This is a genomic window from Actinomyces sp. oral taxon 448 str. F0400, from assembly GCF_000220835.1.
Taxonomy (GTDB): domain Bacteria; phylum Actinomycetota; class Actinomycetes; order Actinomycetales; family Actinomycetaceae; genus Actinomyces.
Genome location: NZ_GL985606.1, coordinates 1,972,781 through 1,990,802, shown reverse-complemented (window position 1 = coordinate 1,990,802; position 18,022 = coordinate 1,972,781). Strand labels below are relative to the sequence as shown.

The 18,022-nt window shown below is 61.2% G+C and carries 18 protein-coding genes and 1 other RNA gene; 11 read left to right on the top strand and 8 right to left on the bottom strand.

What is annotated here, in order from left to right; all coding sequences use genetic code 11:
- Window positions 1-124: 124 nt before the first annotated feature.
- From HMPREF9062_RS12175 to HMPREF9062_RS12570, 5 genes are all read right to left on the bottom strand, one after another.
- Window positions 125-1,036, bottom strand: a complete 912-nt coding sequence (locus HMPREF9062_RS12175) for a hypothetical protein (protein WP_083820043.1) — start codon at window positions 1,034-1,036, stop codon at window positions 125-127.
- 77 nt (window positions 1,037-1,113) lie between these two features.
- Window positions 1,114-1,299, bottom strand: coding sequence for a hypothetical protein (locus tag HMPREF9062_RS12945; RefSeq protein ID WP_156790002.1), 186 nt, complete (start codon window positions 1,297-1,299; stop codon window positions 1,114-1,116).
- A 359-nt stretch (window positions 1,300-1,658) separates the two neighbouring features.
- Complete coding sequence (locus tag HMPREF9062_RS08450; RefSeq protein ID WP_050795273.1) at window positions 1,659-1,898, bottom strand: helix-turn-helix domain-containing protein; 240 nt, start codon at window positions 1,896-1,898, stop codon at window positions 1,659-1,661.
- Between the two features lie 151 nt (window positions 1,899-2,049).
- On the bottom strand, window positions 2,050-3,207 hold the full coding sequence (locus HMPREF9062_RS08445) for a hypothetical protein (RefSeq protein ID WP_009749685.1): 1,158 nt from the start codon (window positions 3,205-3,207) through the stop codon (window positions 2,050-2,052).
- Between the two features lie 83 nt (window positions 3,208-3,290).
- Window positions 3,291-3,800 carry a GNAT family N-acetyltransferase gene (locus tag HMPREF9062_RS12570; RefSeq protein WP_083820042.1) on the bottom strand — a complete coding sequence of 170 codons (510 nt, stop codon included), beginning with the start codon at window positions 3,798-3,800 and terminating at the stop codon, window positions 3,291-3,293.
- A gap of 93 nt (window positions 3,801-3,893) precedes the next feature.
- On the opposite strand from HMPREF9062_RS12570, the gene HMPREF9062_RS13665 reads away from it, so the two are divergent.
- From HMPREF9062_RS13665 to HMPREF9062_RS08410, 7 genes are all read left to right on the top strand, one after another.
- On the top strand, window positions 3,894-4,109 hold the full coding sequence (locus HMPREF9062_RS13665) for a helix-turn-helix domain-containing protein (protein ID WP_253270686.1): 216 nt from the start codon (window positions 3,894-3,896) through the stop codon (window positions 4,107-4,109).
- A 543-nt stretch (window positions 4,110-4,652) separates the two neighbouring features.
- A complete protein-coding gene (locus HMPREF9062_RS12565; protein ID WP_009749681.1) occupies window positions 4,653-6,134 on the top strand; it encodes a serine/threonine-protein kinase in 1,482 nt (493 codons plus the stop codon).
- 89 nt (window positions 6,135-6,223) lie between these two features.
- Window positions 6,224-6,661 carry a hypothetical protein gene (locus HMPREF9062_RS12940; protein ID WP_156790001.1) on the top strand — a complete coding sequence of 146 codons (438 nt, stop codon included), beginning with the start codon at window positions 6,224-6,226 and terminating at the stop codon, window positions 6,659-6,661.
- Window positions 6,662-7,018: 357 nt separating this feature from the next.
- Entirely contained in the window at window positions 7,019-8,086 is a 1,068-nt protein-coding gene (locus HMPREF9062_RS08425) for a virulence RhuM family protein (RefSeq protein ID WP_009749680.1), read from the top strand.
- Window positions 8,067-8,846: a DUF6414 family protein gene (locus HMPREF9062_RS12935; RefSeq protein ID WP_156790000.1), complete on the top strand. Its 780-nt coding sequence runs from the start codon at window positions 8,067-8,069 to the stop codon at window positions 8,844-8,846. Before HMPREF9062_RS08425 ends, HMPREF9062_RS12935 begins: the two co-directional genes overlap by 20 nt.
- Window positions 8,836-9,999: an AAA family ATPase gene (locus HMPREF9062_RS08415; RefSeq protein ID WP_009749678.1), complete on the top strand. Its 1,164-nt coding sequence runs from the start codon at window positions 8,836-8,838 to the stop codon at window positions 9,997-9,999. The genes HMPREF9062_RS12935 and HMPREF9062_RS08415 overlap by 11 nt, the downstream gene beginning before the upstream one ends.
- A 768-nt stretch (window positions 10,000-10,767) precedes the next feature.
- Complete coding sequence (locus tag HMPREF9062_RS08410) at window positions 10,768-11,211, top strand: hypothetical protein (RefSeq protein ID WP_009749677.1); 444 nt, start codon at window positions 10,768-10,770, stop codon at window positions 11,209-11,211.
- On the opposite strand, the gene HMPREF9062_RS08405 is transcribed toward HMPREF9062_RS08410, so the two are convergent.
- Window positions 11,158-12,078 carry an MmyB family transcriptional regulator gene (locus tag HMPREF9062_RS08405; protein WP_009749676.1) on the bottom strand — a complete coding sequence of 307 codons (921 nt, stop codon included), beginning with the start codon at window positions 12,076-12,078 and terminating at the stop codon, window positions 11,158-11,160. The two genes, HMPREF9062_RS08410 and HMPREF9062_RS08405, sit on opposite strands and share 54 nt — an antisense overlap.
- A gap of 132 nt (window positions 12,079-12,210) precedes the next feature.
- Between HMPREF9062_RS08405 and HMPREF9062_RS08400 the strand changes: the two genes are divergently transcribed.
- From HMPREF9062_RS08400 to rnpB, 3 genes are all read left to right on the top strand, one after another.
- Window positions 12,211-13,086 carry a Nif3-like dinuclear metal center hexameric protein gene (locus tag HMPREF9062_RS08400; protein ID WP_009749675.1) on the top strand — a complete coding sequence of 292 codons (876 nt, stop codon included), beginning with the start codon at window positions 12,211-12,213 and terminating at the stop codon, window positions 13,084-13,086.
- Window positions 13,087-13,138: 52 nt separating this feature from the next.
- The gene (locus HMPREF9062_RS08395) at window positions 13,139-13,873 is read left to right on the top strand and encodes a zinc ribbon domain-containing protein (protein WP_034254024.1); all 735 of its coding nucleotides are present in this window, start codon (window positions 13,139-13,141) and stop codon (window positions 13,871-13,873) included.
- A gap of 129 nt (window positions 13,874-14,002) precedes the next feature.
- Window positions 14,003-14,384: RNase P RNA component class A (gene rnpB, locus HMPREF9062_RS12265), an RNA gene on the top strand.
- A gap of 182 nt (window positions 14,385-14,566) precedes the next feature.
- Here the strand turns inward: rnpB and HMPREF9062_RS08390 are convergent.
- Window positions 14,567-15,748: a hypothetical protein gene (locus HMPREF9062_RS08390; RefSeq protein WP_034254021.1), complete on the bottom strand. Its 1,182-nt coding sequence runs from the start codon at window positions 15,746-15,748 to the stop codon at window positions 14,567-14,569.
- 229 nt (window positions 15,749-15,977) lie between these two features.
- Window positions 15,978-16,853, bottom strand: a complete 876-nt coding sequence (gene map / locus HMPREF9062_RS08385) for a type I methionyl aminopeptidase (protein ID WP_034254019.1) — start codon at window positions 16,851-16,853, stop codon at window positions 15,978-15,980.
- Window positions 16,854-17,025: 172 nt separating this feature from the next.
- On the opposite strand from map, the gene HMPREF9062_RS08380 reads away from it, so the two are divergent.
- The gene (locus tag HMPREF9062_RS08380) at window positions 17,026-17,757 is read left to right on the top strand and encodes a histidine phosphatase family protein (RefSeq protein ID WP_009749671.1); all 732 of its coding nucleotides are present in this window, start codon (window positions 17,026-17,028) and stop codon (window positions 17,755-17,757) included.
- Window positions 17,758-18,022: the final 265 nt, after the last annotated feature.

Here is an 18,022-nt window from a genome sequence, read left to right as displayed (position 1 = left end):
GCGGGTGTGATGGCTACTATATGCTTACCGCTCTGGAGAGTCTGAGCAGGCTCGCTCGGCTTCGATTTGCCCGATCGTCAGATGGGACTGGACTCAGCACGACGGGGCGATTCTGTTCAGAGCGTTAACTGATCCTCACGCTGGCCTTCGTTTCATGGCTAACTTCGTTCACGTCAGTCCAGGCGACTATACAGTCGGCTTCGTTCGGCGATCCGAGAACTTGCATAATGGGATACCGCTGGATAGCGTCGGGTGCCATTGTGTTGATGACATTATTTGGGTTGAAGTTAAGATCGAACAGCCCACTCGACTCATCGTCACTATCTTCGTATCGGTAAGAAACATCGGTCACTGGCTGCCTAGTTCGGTTCGTAAGCGTCAGATACAGCCGCCGTTTGTTCTTAAGTCGTCCCTTGCTGTCAGTTTCGGTGTAGCGCTCGATCTCGACTGAAGGCCAAACGCCGGAAGAGGGATCGGCTTCTGAACTATGCGCGGAAGAAGCACTTGGTACGTTGGGCGGTTCATAATCACGGGCAACATTGTTTAATGTGTTGTTGATAATCTGCATCAACTGCTCGCTCGATGAATATATACTGTAGAGCGCCTCGTCTTTGATTGAGTTGAGATAGTCATTTAATGCAGTCAACTGCTGGATCGCGTCCGTTGTCGACGCTGGAGCGCTTGGCGTCGTATTTCTCAGGATTGCGACTCGCTTGCCCTGACTGTGCAGTAGACTGATTTCTTCAACTGTTCCAGACAGGTGAGTTTTCGTCGGCGTGCCGAGCCGATTGGTGAACACGACCAATCCCATATCAGACGAAGCAACCAACTGCTCGTTGATAAAGGCTTGTGGCTCTTGCCCATAACTCGGGCTCGTTCCTTCCTGCCAATCGGTAGGTGAAAATATCACTCCAAAGCGTCGGCTATAGTTCGTGTTCCAGGAGCGTATAGTACTATGGATAAGATGCCTGTGCTCTGGAGGGAGATCGCTCGGGGAGGAGAGGAGCACCTGAACGACCGTGGCTACGTATGTCATGAACAAATGATACCACTAAGCACGTCTATTGCTTGGATACCAGTCGGTAACAATTTCCATGGAACGTAACACCAGGCTCAACGAAAGTCATAGTCCTCATCCATCCCGCTTGATAACCATATATCTTCGGTCTCATCGGGCGAAAGCTTATCACTATCGTCGTGATCTTCGCCGATCATACAACGGCACACCTCTTCGATGTGTTCCTCAATTCCGTCATGCGAATAGTCGTAGGAATGGATGTGCTTTGGTCCCGTCGGCATGACGCAAGTCTACATGGAGATTCCTTCTTGCGCTAGGTTGCGGTTCAATAAAACCTCCTCATCGAGATTCAAGGTAGCGCAAGAGGTGGGTGAGTCGCAAGCGGGTGTGTACGAGACTGCCCGCACGATCAGCGGCTAGCTGCCGCATATCGCAGGACTCATGATACACGGTCATGACAACGAGCCACTGCACTCCGGCTACAATATGCGATAATATAACGTTATTAATGGGCGTGGACGTGACTTGCCTGGCCCGCGATGGCAGAGTATTTGAGATTTTATGCGCGACTGCCTTCTGAGGTGATATGGATGAATTCGGCGTACGTCACACAGATCAGGCACCTCCTATTTGTTGGCTATCAGAGTCCGCGTACCAGATCGCCGGGGTCGATGTCGAGGGCGCGGGCGACGCGCAGGATGTTGTGGAGGCTGAGGTTGCGCTGGCCGCGCTCGACCTGGCCGATGAATGTCCAGTGCAGTTCGGACTGGTCAGCCAGGGCCTCCTGGGACAGTCCCAACTGCTGGCGTCGAGTGCGTACCCGTGCTCCGAACTCGCCAGCTGCTGGTGAGATGGGCGGTTTGGGCGAGGTGGTGGGCACCTGACCATCACAACGAGACCAACTTCTCGCGTCCAGAGAGTATGCGTCTCAAGCAAATACGTCCTATGCTGTGGTCGTAGCCGGACGAGAGGGGTGATCATCATGGGAGGCTGCTGACCTGAGCCCACGTATGCACTACGACGGCACCCGTTCAGGCGGCCTTGCTCGAGCGGGTGCCGTTGTGTGTTGGCTGGTGCTGCTGGCCGGCTTCCGTGGCCAGCGTCCAGGCGAAGACCAAGCCAGCTCGTGGGAAGAGCCAGCCGTCGTAGCGATAGCGCACCACCGAGGTTTCAGGCTCTTCCGAGATGCGGCCGCCATCACCGCGAGAGGCGAAGTCCATCAGACGAAGGCGCTTGATGGAGGAAGAGTCATAGGTCAGCTCAACGTCCAGCCCTTTGGTCGGCCGGTCGATGTTAATGTGGACGACGTGACCGTCACGGGGTACGAGTGTCCGAAAGCTGAAGGCCACCACTACGCTCTGGCCTTGCTCTATCGTGTCTTGTCCTAGATCGACGGTGTAGACCTGGGAGACATCATCGGCTTGACGGCTGAAGTCGATGGATCGGCCGTTGATGGTGAACTGCTCCAAAGCGAAGACTTCTGGGTCGTTGACCTCCAGGCCAGGTACCGGTCGGCGGTACCACACGCTGGTCTCGCCGCGTTCGGCGACCAGCTGGTCGTAGCGTTGGCGGTCGGAGACGACGGCGAACTTGCGGAAACGGTGCCTGGGCACCACCGTGTACTCCCAACGGACATGTAGGTCGAAGAAGGGGTTAGAGGCTTTGCCTCTAACCCTGGGTATACCCAGGGTTGCGTCGACTCGGGCGTCGTACCAGCGCTCCTCGGCGGCGATGGCTTGATGGCGGATGTCGCTGTAAACCTCACGACCGAAGGCCTTGTCACCGAAGCGCAGCCCCAAGCTGGTTTCCGCCAGGTCGTCCAGCAACTGGGGCGTGGCGATGCGCTCCAGATCCTGGCGTTGGAAGCGAAAGGCCTCGATTACTGCGTCGCGTAGGGCTGGCGCTTCGTCGTGGAGGGTCTGGCGGAACTGCTCGACGGTAGCCTCCTCCTGTTCCTTGCGGAAACTGTACTCGAAGAGCGTGGATAGTAGGCCGGCGCCGAACAAGGTGCCGCCAAGTTCTCCCAGTGGGATGGAGTGCAGCCACTCCCAGTCGCCGAGCTTGAGATGTTCAATCCAACCGTTCAGCATCATCAGCAGGATGCCGGCAAGCGTCAGGGAGACTGCGAGCAGCGCGGCTTTGAGTTTGCGGAGGCGATGGTTCAGATCTGTGGTTTTTCTTCGCGTCATTGCTATCTAATATTGTAGCAAACGTAAGCGCGATTGAATAGTTGAATGTTGTTTGTGGCCGGCGGTTGAGATTACTTTGTCAGCTACTTATTGACAATATGCGCCATGACGTGCACATCCATGTATTGTCCGTTGCAGAGATATCGTTTCCTGAGCGTGCCCTCGCGGACGAAACCAAGTTTGCCGAAGAGTTCAAGCGATGCGATGTTGTCTTCAAGTATCCATGCTTCCAGGCGCCGCAGCCCTAGGTGGTCAGTCGCCCAGGTGATGATCCATTCAGCTCCGGCTCTGCCGTATCCGTGACGGCGATCTTCAGAACGCCAGATACAGATGCCGACCTGCGCGTGGAGGTTGCGCCAGTCGATGGAATGAATAGAGACTTCTCCCACTAGGCGATTCTCAGTAGTCAGGATGAAGGTGTAGGCGGTAGCAGGTTGCGGGCCAGCGGTATCGGCGATCTTGCGATGAAGTTCGGCGCTGCTACGAGGGCGCCAGTACGGCGGGCCATACTGGGCTAGTTCCTGCCAGTCCGAACAGGCGTCAAGGATAGCCGGGATGTGATGCTCGGCGAGAGCCCGAAGGGCGATAGTCACTCAGCATCCCTCCCTACCGTACTCTTTCGACCGTACCCCATGCTACTCATAAGTCTGTAGACTTGAAAGTAGCGCTAGATCACTCTTGGAGGCGTGGCTGTAGGTGACCTCCAGAAGGCAGTGGGCAGGAACCTTCGTGCCTACCGCATGGAGAGGGGACTCAGCCAGGAGGCCTTCGCCGAGGTACTGGGAGTCCACCGCACCTACATGGGCGGCGTGGAGCGAGGAGAGGATGGGACATTCTTCCAGGGCAAGGCCTTGAGTGTCCTACGCAGGGTCTTCTGGTTGTCCTTGACCGTCAGCGCGTAGTGACCACCACGCTGAGTGATCCACTGGGCGGTCTCCACCTGGGTGCGCCGTGGCGTCAGTTGTCACCACTGCTCCGCCTGGGTCGAGGGGCTCAAGCAGCCGCCTGAGCGCGGGGACCTCTGGTTGGATTTGTCCGCCACCCGCCTCTGGGACAGCACAGCGCCCGTGGCGTGGTCCAGGGCCGACAGCGAGATGAGGCGCAGGCGCATCGCTGGCGGGCGCGGGCGCCGCGCATGGTCTTACCGTCCACGGCGATCACCCTGCGTCCCCAGGTGGTGCCGGTACGTGTGCACAACCATGACGCCAAGTGGGCGTCGAGGCCTGCGGGGTCCATATCCTGGAGCACCCTGCGGATCGTTGACTCCGACGCAAGAGCCCGCCCCTCTGGTAGGCCCAGAGCCTCCAGCTCAGCAGCGGCCAGGTCGGTGGCGCGCTCCCATATCGCCGTCAGACTCCGGCAGCTGGCAAGCCCTCGATAGGTACCGTGCGGCACATGCCAAGCTGACCGGAGCCGTAGATACGCTGTTCAGGTAACATTCAGCCATGGTGACAGTGAACCTTGAGCAGCATGCGTGGGAAGTCGGCGACGAGCTCGGTACTGGTGGGTATGGAACAGTGCGAGAGGCGCGGCGGGACGGCGTCGAGCATGCGGTGGCGAAGTTCGTCCCGAGTGAGCCTGGCGCACAGCGCGAACTCCTGATCGGAGCCTCTACAAACCTACCTCACGTCGTGCCCGTGCTGGACAGTGGTGAGCATGACGGCGAGTACGTCCTGATCATGCCGCGTGCCGAGTATTCTCTCTGCCAGTACGTTACAGATAATGTCTTGAGTTTCGAGGAGAAGATTGCCATCCTCGCCGATGTCGCGCACGGGCTGAATGAGATTGAACAAGCAGATCTGGTTCATCGTGACCTGAAGCCAGATAACGTGCTCTATACGGACGGCGTCTGGCAACTATGCGACTTTGGCATCGCCCGCTATCGAAACGCCTCAACGGATCCTGCGACGCGCAAGTCTAGCTTCACCGCGCTGTATGCGGCTCCAGAGCAGTGGCGGAGTGAACGGGCAACTTCAGCCACCGACATGTACGCCTTCGGAGTCATGGCCTATGAACTGCTGGAAGGCCACCTGCCGTTCCAGGGACAGACCCCCGAAACACTACGAGAGCAGCACCTTCACACCGCTCCGCCGAATTTGAGCATCGAGGCACCTCGACTACAGGTCATGATCAGGGAGTGTCTCAACAAAGCGGCCGGAGCGCGCCCCACTGCCAGTTGGGTTCTGCGGCAACTTGCCTACGCCGGCGACGCTCCTGCAAGTCCTGGCATACAGCAACTGCAGCAAGTCTCGCAGCAGTATTCGGCTCAGCGCTCGCAGGAACTAGCCGAAGATGAACAGCGCAGGACGTTGCTGGAACGACGCAAGGAACTATTCCAAGACGCATGCCGATCGTTCGAGTATTTCCGATCCACGCTACAGAACACAATCGTCGATAACACGCGTTTCGCAAAGACCGAAGAACGGAGTGAGCAGACAAATCTCGGTGACAAGATCACGATCTCGATCGTGACATTGGTTGCGGCTCGTCTCAAGTTTGTGGGGCCGCGAATAATTCAGCCAGAGCGATGGAACGGGCCATTCGAGGTGATTGCTTGCGCCAGTATCGAGTTGCTGCAAACGTCGACTCACAACGAATATCCTGGTCGTTCACATTCCCTATGGTACTGCGACGCACTGCAGGAGGGACGGTTTGAATGGTTTGAACTTGCGTTTATGGATTCTCCACTATTCGGTGGCCGGCGACGTATGGAGCCATACGCTGCGCAGCCAGAAGGGATCTCGATCGCGTTCGACAGAGTAATTGGTGCTACTCAACTCGCCTGGCCCCTCGAACAACTTGACCGCGCAGACCCGCAAGAATTTGTTGGCCGTTGGATTGGCTGGCTTGCAGAAGCGAGCAATTCCAAGCTGTTCAGACCATCGACCATGCCGGAGAAGCCTGTTGAGCGCAACTGGCGGGAATAAAAGTATCACAAACACCCCTACTGCGAATTTCGGCGAATGTTAATATCATGCCAACTTCGACTACTTCATTTTTCCCGTAGGAACACGGAATGACAGTAGATTCTATGCTTGGGCTCACTGGTACCATCCTGTCCGTCGTTTCGTTGACTTGGCAAGTGCGTTCATGGCGTGCTTCTGGAGCGCGACTGAAGGTGTCCTGCAACTCCAGTTTTCTGCTGGGAGACGTAGTACCTGAGAAGGAGCTACTCGGTATTAAAATTACTAACTCTGGTCGTTCTAGCACCATCGTCAACGATGTTGCGTTCAAACTTCCCGACGGTAAAGCCCTTCAAATACTAAATGATGAGGTCGGCGCAGTTACATTACCATACGAGATCCGTCCGGGCGAAGTGATTACGATCTATTGTGTTCCATTTCAACTTAAGGAGTCGATGCAGAAGCAAGGGTATCCACGCAATACGCGCATCATTCCAAGGGTATCGTCAGGTCATGGTGATGCTGCGGGGAAGGCTATTCGACTTGATTAAATTATTACTGCATACACTGAGGTTTTCTCGCCGGGGGTGGTGGGTGGTACTGGTGGCCTGAGCGCTGGGATGGCTGAGAAGGGAGATAGGGCTTGGGGGCGTCGGAGCGGGGTGCGCGCGGAGCCGCATCAATAAGGATCGGCGATGGTCTATGACCTTGACACCGACCCGTATCTTGACCTCGCCACTGGCGTGACGTACAACCGGCTAGGCATAACCGATCCTGGCGCACTATTTTAGTGAGAAGAGAAAGAGATAGAATCATGAACAATCAAGAGTATCATGATGTTGAGCAACGACTTCTTCAAGAAGAGGTCATCTTGTAGTTGATTATAGTCAAGAGGTATACTTATTTATATGAAACCCGTATCTGATCCAGAACCTTCTCGTAAGCTTATCCGCAACTCCACAGCTGAGTTCCTGATCTTCACCGCACAGGACGCCGGTGCAAGCATCGAGGCCCGCTACGAGGACGAGACAGTCTGGCTGACTCAGAAGCTTATGGCCGAGCTGTTCGACGTCGACGTGCGCACCATCAGCGAGCATCTCGGGAACGTCTTCTCCTCTGGCGAGCTGGAGCGTAAGGCAACTATCCGGAAATTCCGGATAGTTCGATCTGAGGGCTCACGCCAAGTGACACGCAGCATCGACCACTACAACCTCGACGCCATCATCTCGGTGGGCTACCGCGTCAACTCGGTGCGCGCCACCCAGTTCCGCCAGTGGGCCACCAGCGTGCTACGAGACTTTGCCATCCGCGGCTATGTCATCGACCGCCAACGTATGGAGAACGGCACCTTCCTGGGCGAAGACTACTTCGAGCGCCTGCTCGACGAGATCCGCGAGATCCGCCTGTCCGAGCGTCGCTTCTACCAGAAGGTCACCGACATCTACGCCACCAGCGTCGACTACAACAAGGACGCCCCTACCACCAAGCGCTTCTTCGCCACCGTTCAGAACAAGCTCCACTACGCCGTCCACGGCCACACCGCCGCCGAGCTCATCACCTCCCGCGCCAGGGCCGACCAGCCCCACATGGGCCTGACCAGCTGGGCGAACAGCCCCGACGGCAAGATCCTGCGCGGTGACGTGACCATCGGCAAGAACTACCTCACCCGCGACGAGCTCAAAGACCTCGGCCACCTGGTCAACGCCTTTCTTGATCTGGCCGAGTCCCGTGCCCGCCGTCAGATCCCCATGACGATGGAGGACTGGTCCACACGCCTCGACGCCTTCCTCGACCTCGACGACCGTCAGATCCTCGATAATGCCGGCCACATCTCCAAGTCCCAGGCCGACGAGCACGCCCTGAGCGAGTTCGAGAAGTTCAGGGTGGTACAGGACCGCAAATATGTGAGTGATTTTGATAGGTTAGAAGATGCTCACATCGAAAGGAACATAGAAAATGACGAAAGAGACGATTAAAGATGAGAAGTCTAGTCTAATCAAAGTTGTCTACTTCGATGAGGAGTCGGCTTCGGACTACCTAGATATATCCGCCGGCGGTAAAACCGAGTCCACGAGCGAAGACGTAAGAGAGCGGACCAATGAAATGCATAGTAAGGTCGAGGCTGGCCTCATCGCAAAGTTCAGCTGGCTGCCGTTTTTCGGCACATCAGGCGAACTGAGCGCAGGCGCCGGAGTATCCGCGGCCGGCAAAAGTATCCTGAGCAAGACACTGTCGAACACGATCCTTACCGACTACCTCGTCAAGGCGGATAGCGACCCTCGAGTGGTCCAATTGCGAGATCTTCGCGTGACCGCACCTGCGGGATCCATGGCGTACACGAAAATGTTCACGCCTTACATGGTGCTACTCAAGCTGGACGACGCACCTTTCGACTTGGCGCGCATGGATGAAGTACTTGCCGACGCGAAGGGATATTATGAGCTCCTCGGTGAAACTAAAGACGGCTCCAAGCGCGTGCTACGCTTCAATCTCAAGGCGTTCCGGAACAACTACGGACTCACAGATCTCGGACGTATGCGCCTCGTCTTCCACGGCGTACTCGTCGGACAGACGTCTGAACAAGCACTCAGCATGGAGGCTGAGATGTCCGGCAGCGCAGGCGACGCGACCGTCACGGCGGTCGAACTCGTAGACGGCGTGGACATGCAAAGCGACGACCTCCTGGATGTCTACGACGTGATCCTTGCGGGAGTTGAATTCAAATATGCCGCGTGATACGAAGGTCACCATCTACTACGGCCCACAGTCATGGTTCAAAGAACAGCTGAGGAAGAAGGAGCGTACGGGCCTTCTCGACATCGTCTATGAGCGCGACGAAGCCAACCGGCGACATACCCATGTCGTTGAAGGCCAAGAGAGACCACCGTCCGAGGAACCTGCGCTGAGACCGAAACGAGTGGCAGCCGAGTCGAGCGACTACGCCAGCTTGAACGAACACGTCATCACCAACTTTGCTGGCCTCATACGGTCGATCAACCCCAAGCACCTTCACCTGCACAACCCACCTGCCCACGTTCACTCACAACTTGAGCGAGCCTTCACAACGGAGGTGAAACGCTATGAATACCCGGCGGTGACGCGGGACACGCTCGTCAGCTTCCGTGACGGCTTCGCCGGACATCTCGTGGGTCAGGCCGAAGTGAAGGAGGCGCTGCTCGCAGCGTTGTATCCACTGACCACGGCACGGCTGACGAAGCCAGTCGTTTTAATGTTCTACGGCCCGTCCGGTGTCGGTAAGACTGAGACCGCGCAGTTCATCAACGGGCTACTCGGAGGGACGCTGCTGCGCAAACAATTCTCCATGTTCCATAACGACAAGTTCGCGTCATACTTGTTCGGCGGGACACACTCCGAGGCATCCTTCGCACGCGACCTGCTAGACCGCGAATCCGGCGTCATCCTTATCGACGAGTTCGACAAAGCAAACTCGGTCTTCCACAGCGCCTTCTACCAGTTGTTCGACAGTGGCGTGTTTGAGGACAAGAACTACAGCGTCAAACTTGGCCCGTCCTTGATAATTTGCACCTCGAATTACGCCGCCGAGGACGAGATCCGCAAGGCTCTCGGCGACGCCCTCTACTCGCGGTTCGATTCCCTAGTTCACTTCAAGCCACTCTCCAAAAATGAGATCCGTCAGGTCATCGACAGGCTTGTTGATGACAACTTCTCCAAGCTCACACCCGACGAGCGAACACAACTGGAACCCGAGAAAATCAAGGCTATGTTGTATCCGCTGGCTGACAAGGGCGGCAACGTGCGCAAGCTCGGCAAGCTGGTTGACGAGGTCATCTCATTGCTATTGGTGCGCGCCTTGCTGAACGACACTAGTCAGACCAACAGCGGCCCCAATATTAAGGATCCGACATAAACTGTCTGATGCATCAGCCATACAACGCTCCTGTCACAACATTGTTGTCTCGTTCGGTCCTTGTTGATTTGCCCTATAACCCAGATGCTTCCGCACCGTACTGCGGTCGAAGCCTAGTTCCAACCCGATCTCGATGAGGGTTCTCCCCTGGGCAAGCAATGCTTCGGCACGTTGGCAATCCTCCTCAGTGAAGCGGTGAGGTCCTCGCTGCTTGGGACGAGGGTGCTCACGCCAGATAGCCCGGACCGTGTTCTCATGAACACCATAGCGATGAGCAACCTTCCGAGCGCCGAGCCCACTGTTCGCTTGTTGGCGGATGGCAGCACGTGTCTCAGGCGGCAGGGGACGATTTTTGACGTGGATGATCTGGTGGGCCACTGTCCTGGAAGAAATTTCGTGTGCGGCGCCCGGATTACCGGTCGCTGGCTCACTACCGTCTGTGACTGTGTCGCTCCCTGTGCCGTTGGTTGACTCACCACTGCTCGCCGTGCTAGTACCTTCGCTATTTGTAGTTACGTCCAGATCTGCTTCCCGAAACTGCTGACGGAACCGCAGCAAGGACGCCCAATTGTTCGTATTGAGTGTGCCGAGGCGCACAACATTGCGCTCTCGCCGCGCTAACGCCCGCCTTTCTGATTCGGCCGACGACAGGCGGGACCGAGTTGATGTCCCGAAACCACCAGCCTACCCTACGGCCTCGTGGGATGCTCTGGATGCGCTTATACGTTGGACCGGCCACCAGCAGGGGAGCGGACGTCAGGACGTGCAGTGCTTCGCGTCATCGGTGTGGTGTGCGCGGCCGGATGGTTCGCCTGCGCCCTGCTCCATCTGCTGCTTCTCGTCGGCCTGCCCCTGGGAGCTCTGACGCTGGGAGGCCGATACACGGTCCTGCCCTTGACCATCAGGCCCGTCAGCCTCGTAATGGTGGTCCTGTGGAGTTTATGCGGGTGGATCTCCCTGGCCTACACCGGCGTCGTCCCATCGCGAGTCCCGCACCGCCGCCTGCATCTATACGTCGCCCTCATGGCGGTGTGGCTCCTGGCGGCCTCAGTCTTCAATCTGTTCATCACGGCGAGTTCGGCCGAACGGTACGGGACAGGCGCATTGACGGTCGTCATACTTCTGCTCACTGTGATCCTCCTGGTCATCGGCCGGAGTTCAGCCGGTGGCCGCCCAGGCCCGCAACCGCTGCATCGCCGTGTACGCCGGTGAACCGGATACTGGCGTGAATACGACGACCTGGGCGCCATCCTCCTCGGCCAGCATTCGAAACGGGATGGTGACGGCGCCAATGAGAGAGTGGAAGATCTTCTCATGACCCTGGGAGGAGCGCGGCGGCAGATCCTGATCGATCCACATTCGGCAGAACAGACGGCTGCGGGCGCTGAGCGTGCCGACGACGCCGATGAGCTCCGGATCGTTCGGATAGGTCTCAAGAGCCCCCCGCAGATCGGCGACAGCCCGTGTGATCACGTCGCCCCAGTCGGGCCAGAAGCTCTGCGCCGCCTCCTGGTCCAGAAAGGCGAACTCCAGCAGGTTCACTTTCTCCTCGTCCGCTCCCGCCCACTCCAGCACAGGGGCGTACAGGAGGCGGCCCGGCCGATTGACGGCCACGAGGTCGAGTGAGCGCGAACGCAGGTAAGCGGGCATGTCGAAGGAGTCCAGCAACTGCTTCATCGCTTCCGACGCCCCGTAGTGGTCCGCCTCCTGCTGGGGCGCGGAAGGCATCTGTTGCTGCGGTTCCTCGTCGATTCGCTCCCGTGTGACGGCACCGGCGCCCGGGTAGGCCGCATCGAGCAGAAGGTTGAGGCGGTGGCGGTCCTCCGGGCTCAGCGCGAGCACGTCGCTAAGAAGATCCTGCAATGACGCGTCGGGAGCGTCGGAGAGTAGACCCCGCTCGAGGTCGGCGTAGTACTCGGTGGCGACGCCGAGTAGTCCGGCGATCTCATCACGTCGTAGACCGACGACACGGCGCGGTCGGCCTTGAGCGGGCAGCCCCGCCATGGCGGGGGTGACCGCGGCGCGGTGCTCGGAGAGGAACACGCGCAGGTCCGTTTGAGCCTTGAATCCTCGACGCATACCCCTAGACTAAGAGGTAAGGAGGGGATGTTGTCACTTTTTCACGACACCGTGATCGCTCCGGGCACAAAGACGGCGCAGCTGCCCTAACGTTTACCCATGGTTGAACGCGTATTCGTCTAGCCTGCACCCATGAGCCAGATAGGAACGGATCCCGCCGATCCTCAGACAATCTTCGTCCACCCCTTGACCGTCGCCGACGTCGTCGCAGCACTGCGCACCGCGGCTCCGCCCCACCTGGCCGAGTCCTGGGACTCCAATCGGCTCATCTGCGGCGACCCCGCGGAATCCGTCGACTCCGTCCTGCTCGCCGTGGACCCGGTCACCGCCGTCGTCGACGAGGCCATCCGCCGCGATGTCGATCTGGTCATCACCCACCACCCCCTCTACCTGAGGGGCACCGACCACGTCTCCGCCACCGATCCCAAGGGCCGGTGCGTTCACCGCCTCATTCGCGCCGGCATCGCCCTGGCGAACGCCCACACCACTCTCGACGCCGCTCACGGAGGCGTGGCCGCGGCCCTCGCCGCCGCCGTCGGATTGCTCGGCGCTGCGCCGCTGCAGCCCAGCCCGAATGATCCCACCCAGGGAATTGGACGCGTCGGCAGGCTCGAGCACCCCACACGGCTGCGCGACTTCGCCGCTGCCGTCGCCGTTGCACTTCCTGATTCCGCACCCGGCCTCCTCGTCGGAGGAGACCTCGACGCCACCATCGAGACCGTCGCCGTCTCCGGCGGCGCCGGCGACGGCCTGCTTGGCACCGCGCGCGATGCCGGAGCCGACGTCTTCCTCACCGCGGACCTGCGTCACCATCCGGCCTCAGAGCACCTGGAGGCCGGCCGCCCCTACCTGTTGTGCGGCACCCACTGGGCCACCGAATGGGTCGGCCTGCCGCCGCTCGCTGCACGTTTGGAGCGGGCCGCCGCGGCGAAGGGACGTAGACTCGCCACATACGTCTCCGAGGTCGTCACCGATCCGTGGACCTTACGTCTGAGCACCGGCTCGTGAGCGAGTGCCCGACCGCCCAGAATTCGATACCCAGCCAGCGAAGGACTCCGCCGTGACGCACGCCCCTCTCAGTCAGCAGCGTCTCCTCATCGACCTGCAGAACCTCGATTCCCGACTCGCCCGTCTGAGTCATGAACGGACCCACCTGCCGATCCTGGAGCGTATCGAGACTGTTGTCAGGCGCCTGCACACCAACCGGCGCGACACCGCCGTCGCCACAGGGGCTCTGACCGCCGCCAGGGCGGAAGCCGATCGCGCCGAGGACGAAGTCAGTCAGGTCGCGCGTCGCGCCGAGGTCCTGCGAGAGCGTCTCGCCGCGGGCACCGCGAGCGCCCGCGATCTGGCCGCCATTCAGGGGGAGATCGATCAGCTCGGGCGGCGTCAAGCGGATCTGGAGGACAAGCAGATCGCCGCAATGGAGACTCTGGAGTCCGCTCAGAGCGAGGCTGATCGCCTGGCGGTCCAGGAGCAGGAGATCCGTGCCGCCGGCCGTGAGCTCACCACCGAGCGCGACGCCGAGTTCACCCGCCTCGACGAGGAGATCGAACAGGCACGGGACCGACGTCGGCGTCTCGCGGCCACGATCGATGCGACTCTGCTCGCCGAGTATGAAGCCGCCCGAGCCGTGACCGGGGGCATCGGGGCGCTGGCCCTGTACGGTCGCCGCGTCGAAGGCGGCACCGTGGAGATCAGCCCGGCTGAGCATGCGCGCATTGCCGCCGCGCCGGCCGATGCCGTCATCCACGCCGAGGAGAATGATGTCATCCTCGTGCGCATGGAGCAGTGAGATAGCAGTGAGATGAGGAAAACGGGTGCGGGGTCGCTCGCCGGCGCTACGGCTCGCCGCGTCCGTGTGTCCACATGTCCGCAACCGGATGCGTGGGCGCGTCAGGGACCGGTAGGATGCTGCCGCGGACGAGTCGACTGGGCGGCCGCGGTGCTCCTGGGCAACCGGGGGATCGAGGAACGTCCGGGCTCCACAGAGCAGGACGGTGGCTAACGGCCACCCGGGGTGACCCGCGGGACAGCGCCACAGAGAACAGACCGCCGGCCGGACAGCCAGCCGGTAAGGGTGAAACGGTGGGGTAAGAGCCCACCAGCACCGCAGGCGACTGCGGCGGCTCGGCAAACCCCGTTCGGAGCAAGACCGTACAGCAGGCGTTCGAGGGCTGCTCGCCCGAGCCTGCGGGTAGGTCGCGCGAGCCCACCGGCAACGGCGGGCCGAGATGGATGGCCGCCACCGCCGCGCCGGTAACGGCGGGCGGCAACAGAACCCGGCGTACAGGTCGGCTCGTCCGCTCCTCGACAGGGCTTCTCACCGGCCTCGGCCGACGGGTGCGGTGTCCGCCCTCCGACGTGCCTGCGCGGATGCGGCCCCGCGCCGATTGCGACAGCAGCAACATGGCGGGGTGTCCACCCCAGACTGAGCCCGGATGGACGCCCCGCCATACGGTGACCGCATGCCGGCCCGGATGCAGGATCAGGCCAGCTTGGGCTTGACGTAAGTGCCGTTGTTGTCCATGAAGGCGGTGATGACCCACACGCCGGCCTTGTCGTTAGCCTGCTGCGTCGTCAGCTGGAAGGTGAAGTAACCCTTGGCCGTGCCCCCGTCCCGGGGCATGTCCTGAGCCGAGAACTCGTCCTTGGCCGAGTAGGTCAGGGTATTCTCAGCCGACGTCGTGTTGCCGTCCTGGTCATACTCGATTTTCAGGTTGCTCGAGTTGAATTTGCTCGTGCCGTGGTAGGTGATCTCCACCGGGACGCGCACGTAGACCTTGCCACTGTCCGGCTCATGCCAGCTGTACCTGTTCATCTGCGACTTGAGCGAATCATTGGCGTTCCACTCGACGACGCCCAGGGAGACGTCGACCGACGCTCCCTCGTCGGTACTGTACTTTCCCGCGCTCATGGTGATGGTCTGATCCGCGGGCAGCGGGTTCTTCTCCGTTGTTCCCGGGCTGCCCGGACTGGGCGTGGATGAGGCTCCGGGGTTCGCGCCGCCGCCGGGGCCGCTGCCGCTGCCGGACTGCGACGTGGGGTACGATCCCTGGGAGGAGACCGCAGTAGGCCCGGTGGCATTGTTGTGGCTGTTGTGACTACGACTGTTGACGACCACGAGTACGCCCGCGAGCAGCGCCACCACGACCAAGACGATGATGAGCCAGAACCACCACTGCCTGGTGACGGGCCTGGGGCCCATGGGGGCGCTCATGCCGGGCTGCCAGCTCGGTCCTCCCTGCGGGGGGAGTCCTCCTCCGGAGCCGGGAGCGCCGCTCTGGTTGTGGTACGGAGTCGGGGACTGCGCGTAGTTCATACCGGGTGCGTACGGGGCGGCACCCGAGGAGGAGTCGCTCCCCGGTACGGAGCCGCCGAAGGGCGTCGAGCCGGTGTAATCCCCCGAAGGCGCCGATGCGGACTGGCCCGTCGGGTCGGCCACGGAGGAGCCCGTCGGGACCGCCTGGGTGGGCGCCCAGGCTGCATCGGCGGCCGAGCCCGTCTGCGGAGCGGATCCCGCACTGGTACCGGGCGTTGAGTCCTCGACCCACAGCTGCCAGCCCTCCGGCGCCGGCCCCCAGGCGGGATCGGGCTGCCATCCCGCGGGAGGATTGAATCCTTCCGGGGGCGCCGGCCAGTTCGGCGGCGGGTTGAAGCGAAGAGCCATGGAGAACCTCCGGGAGGGTCGGGTATGGGTCTATGGGTCATCGGACGACGTCCATCGTCTCAGATGAGAATGTACACGTGGTGGTCACGTTACCGTGACGTCGGAGCACGTCCCAGACCGGAGTGACCGGAGAGTACCGGGGAGTACTGCCCCACGCGGGTTGCTTCGGCGGCATCGGCAGTCACCATACGCCTTGAGCGGGGCCGGACGCAGCCGGCGATGTCAGATGTCAGGGCAGGGTGAGTACGTCCGCACCGTTCTCGGTGACCGCCAGAGTGTGTTCGAACTGGGCGGTGCGCGACCTGTCCCTGGTCACTACGGTCCAGCCGTCGTCCCACTGCTCCCACGTCTCGGTGCCCAATGTGAGCATCGGCTCGATGGTGAACACCATGCCGACTTCCATGACGTCGGCGTACATGGGGGCGGCGTCGTAGTGAGGAATGATGAGGCCCGAATGGAAGGCCTCGCCCACGCCGTGGCCCGTGTAGTCGCGCACCACCCCGTAGTCGAAGCGCTTGGCGTATTTCTCGATCACTCTGCCGATGACATTGACTTCGCGACCGGGCCGCACCGCTCTGATCCCGCGCTCCATCGCAGTGCGCGTGCGCTCGATGAGCGCAGCCGTCCCAGCGTCGATCTCGCCGACCGGGTAGGTCGCGTTCGTGTCGCCGTGGACGCCGTCGAGATAGGCGGTGACGTCCAAGTTGATGAGGTCGCCCTCCTTGAGGACGGTCGAGTCGGGGATGCCGTGGCAGATGACCTCGTTGATCGAGGTGCAGATCGATTTGGGGAAGCCCATGTAGCCCAGGCAGGACGGGTAGGCGCCGTGGTCGCACATGTACTCGTGGGCTATACGGTCGAGCTCGTCGGTGGTGACACCGGGGGCGATGACGGCGGCGGCCTCGGCCATAGCGCGGGCGGCCACCCGGCCGGCGGCGCGGATGCGTTCGATGGTCTCAGGATCCTTGACGTCGGAGGCCGTCACCCGTTCGGGACCGTCGTGGAACATGTACTCGGGACGGTCGATGGAATCGGGCACGTGGCGGCGGGGGCCCAGGGTCCCCGGCACGAGCGTGCCGCGAGGAGCACGGTCGGCAAGATTCATAGAGTCAGCATAGGTGCGCACTCGCCCCACCGGTCGTGATTCCGAGTCGACGGGACCCGATCGCGGGGTCTGCGTCGCCGGTCGGAGGATGAGAGCCGCCCTGCGTTCTCGGGCCGATCGGGGCCGCGGCTTCATCACCAAAGACGTGCCAGACGTGCCATACGATGGCCACATGGCCGAGATCCATTTCGTGCGGCATGGTCGCACCGTCCTGAACGAGCTGCACCGCACGCAGGGTGCGGTCGACTCGCCTCTGACGGAGTCGGGTCGTCGCGGAGCCGAGATCTGTCGTGATTTCCTGGCGCACGTTCCGTTGACGCGTACCTATCTCAGCCCGCAGGGGCGGGTTCAGGAAACCGCCCGAATCCTCCTGGAGCCCCATCCTGATGTCGTCCCGGTCGACCTCGTTGGGCTGCGCGAGTACAACTACGGCGTCTACGACGGCGGACCCGACGGCCAGATGCATGCCGCTCTGCCCGCAGCCGAGTTCCTCCCCTCCGTCATCGCCGGCACTCATCCCGGCGCCCCCGAGGGGATCACCGCGATGGACTACCTGGCTGATCTCGACGGCGCGCTCGCGCGCATCATGACCGATCTGCGTACAGGGCCGACGGCCGACGGCGCATATGATGAGAAGGTCCTCGTCGTCTCCCATGGCATGACGCTCATGACGATCATGAGTCGGTGGATCGGTTCCGAGATCTACGGCATGACGCCCATGGCCAACTGCTCGGTCACCACCGTCCGGGTCGACCCCGCCGCTGCCGACGGCGCGCCCCGCCTCCTGGAATGGGCGCGGGACCCGGCCGGCCAGGGCATCACCTTCCAGGTTGAGGACCTGACGGGCGTTTTCGCCGGCGTTGTCCCGGCGCCCATCGACTGGGGCCGTCCCGAAGGGCTGTGAGGGGTTTGCCCGACTCGTTCCGCTGGGACCGCTGAGACGGACTCGTGCAGTTCGGATGAAGAGGACGCTCTGCGCCGTGCGGGGCCGTGCACGGCCCCGCCGTTCGATCCGAGCACGGCGAGAATCCGACCGTACCGCTATCGGCGAGCGACATCGCGCGCCATCGACACCCCGCACCTACGGCCTTGGCCACCGTCGTCGGTATCGTCACTGGGATCCTCCTCTGGGGCGCGGCCGCCGGCATTGGCGCGACCGCGGTGCTCTC

Bases quoted from the DNA above. Each gene is read 5' to 3' on its own strand.
- HMPREF9062_RS12175 (WP_083820043.1), bottom strand. From the start codon at position 1,036: ATGACATACGTAGCCACGGTCGTTCAGGTGCTCCTCTCCTCCCCGAGC.
- HMPREF9062_RS12945 (WP_156790002.1), bottom strand. From the start codon at position 1,299: ATGCCGACGGGACCAAAGCACATCCATTCCTACGACTATTCGCATGAC.
- HMPREF9062_RS08445 (WP_009749685.1), bottom strand. From the start codon at position 3,207: ATGACGCGAAGAAAAACCACAGATCTGAACCATCGCCTCCGCAAACTC.
- HMPREF9062_RS12565 (WP_009749681.1), top strand. From the start codon at position 4,653: ATGGTGACAGTGAACCTTGAGCAGCATGCGTGGGAAGTCGGCGACGAG.
- HMPREF9062_RS12940 (WP_156790001.1), top strand. From the start codon at position 6,224: ATGACAGTAGATTCTATGCTTGGGCTCACTGGTACCATCCTGTCCGTC.
- HMPREF9062_RS08425 (WP_009749680.1), top strand. From the start codon at position 7,019: ATGAAACCCGTATCTGATCCAGAACCTTCTCGTAAGCTTATCCGCAAC.
- HMPREF9062_RS12935 (WP_156790000.1), top strand. From the start codon at position 8,067: ATGACGAAAGAGACGATTAAAGATGAGAAGTCTAGTCTAATCAAAGTT.
- HMPREF9062_RS08415 (WP_009749678.1), top strand. From the start codon at position 8,836: ATGCCGCGTGATACGAAGGTCACCATCTACTACGGCCCACAGTCATGG.
- HMPREF9062_RS08405 (WP_009749676.1), bottom strand. From the start codon at position 12,078: ATGCGTCGAGGATTCAAGGCTCAAACGGACCTGCGCGTGTTCCTCTCC.
- HMPREF9062_RS08400 (WP_009749675.1), top strand. From the start codon at position 12,211: ATGAGCCAGATAGGAACGGATCCCGCCGATCCTCAGACAATCTTCGTC.
- HMPREF9062_RS08390 (WP_034254021.1), bottom strand. From the start codon at position 15,748: ATGGCTCTTCGCTTCAACCCGCCGCCGAACTGGCCGGCGCCCCCGGAA.
- map (WP_034254019.1), bottom strand. From the start codon at position 16,853: ATGAATCTTGCCGACCGTGCTCCTCGCGGCACGCTCGTGCCGGGGACC.
- HMPREF9062_RS08380 (WP_009749671.1), top strand. From the start codon at position 17,026: ATGGCCGAGATCCATTTCGTGCGGCATGGTCGCACCGTCCTGAACGAG.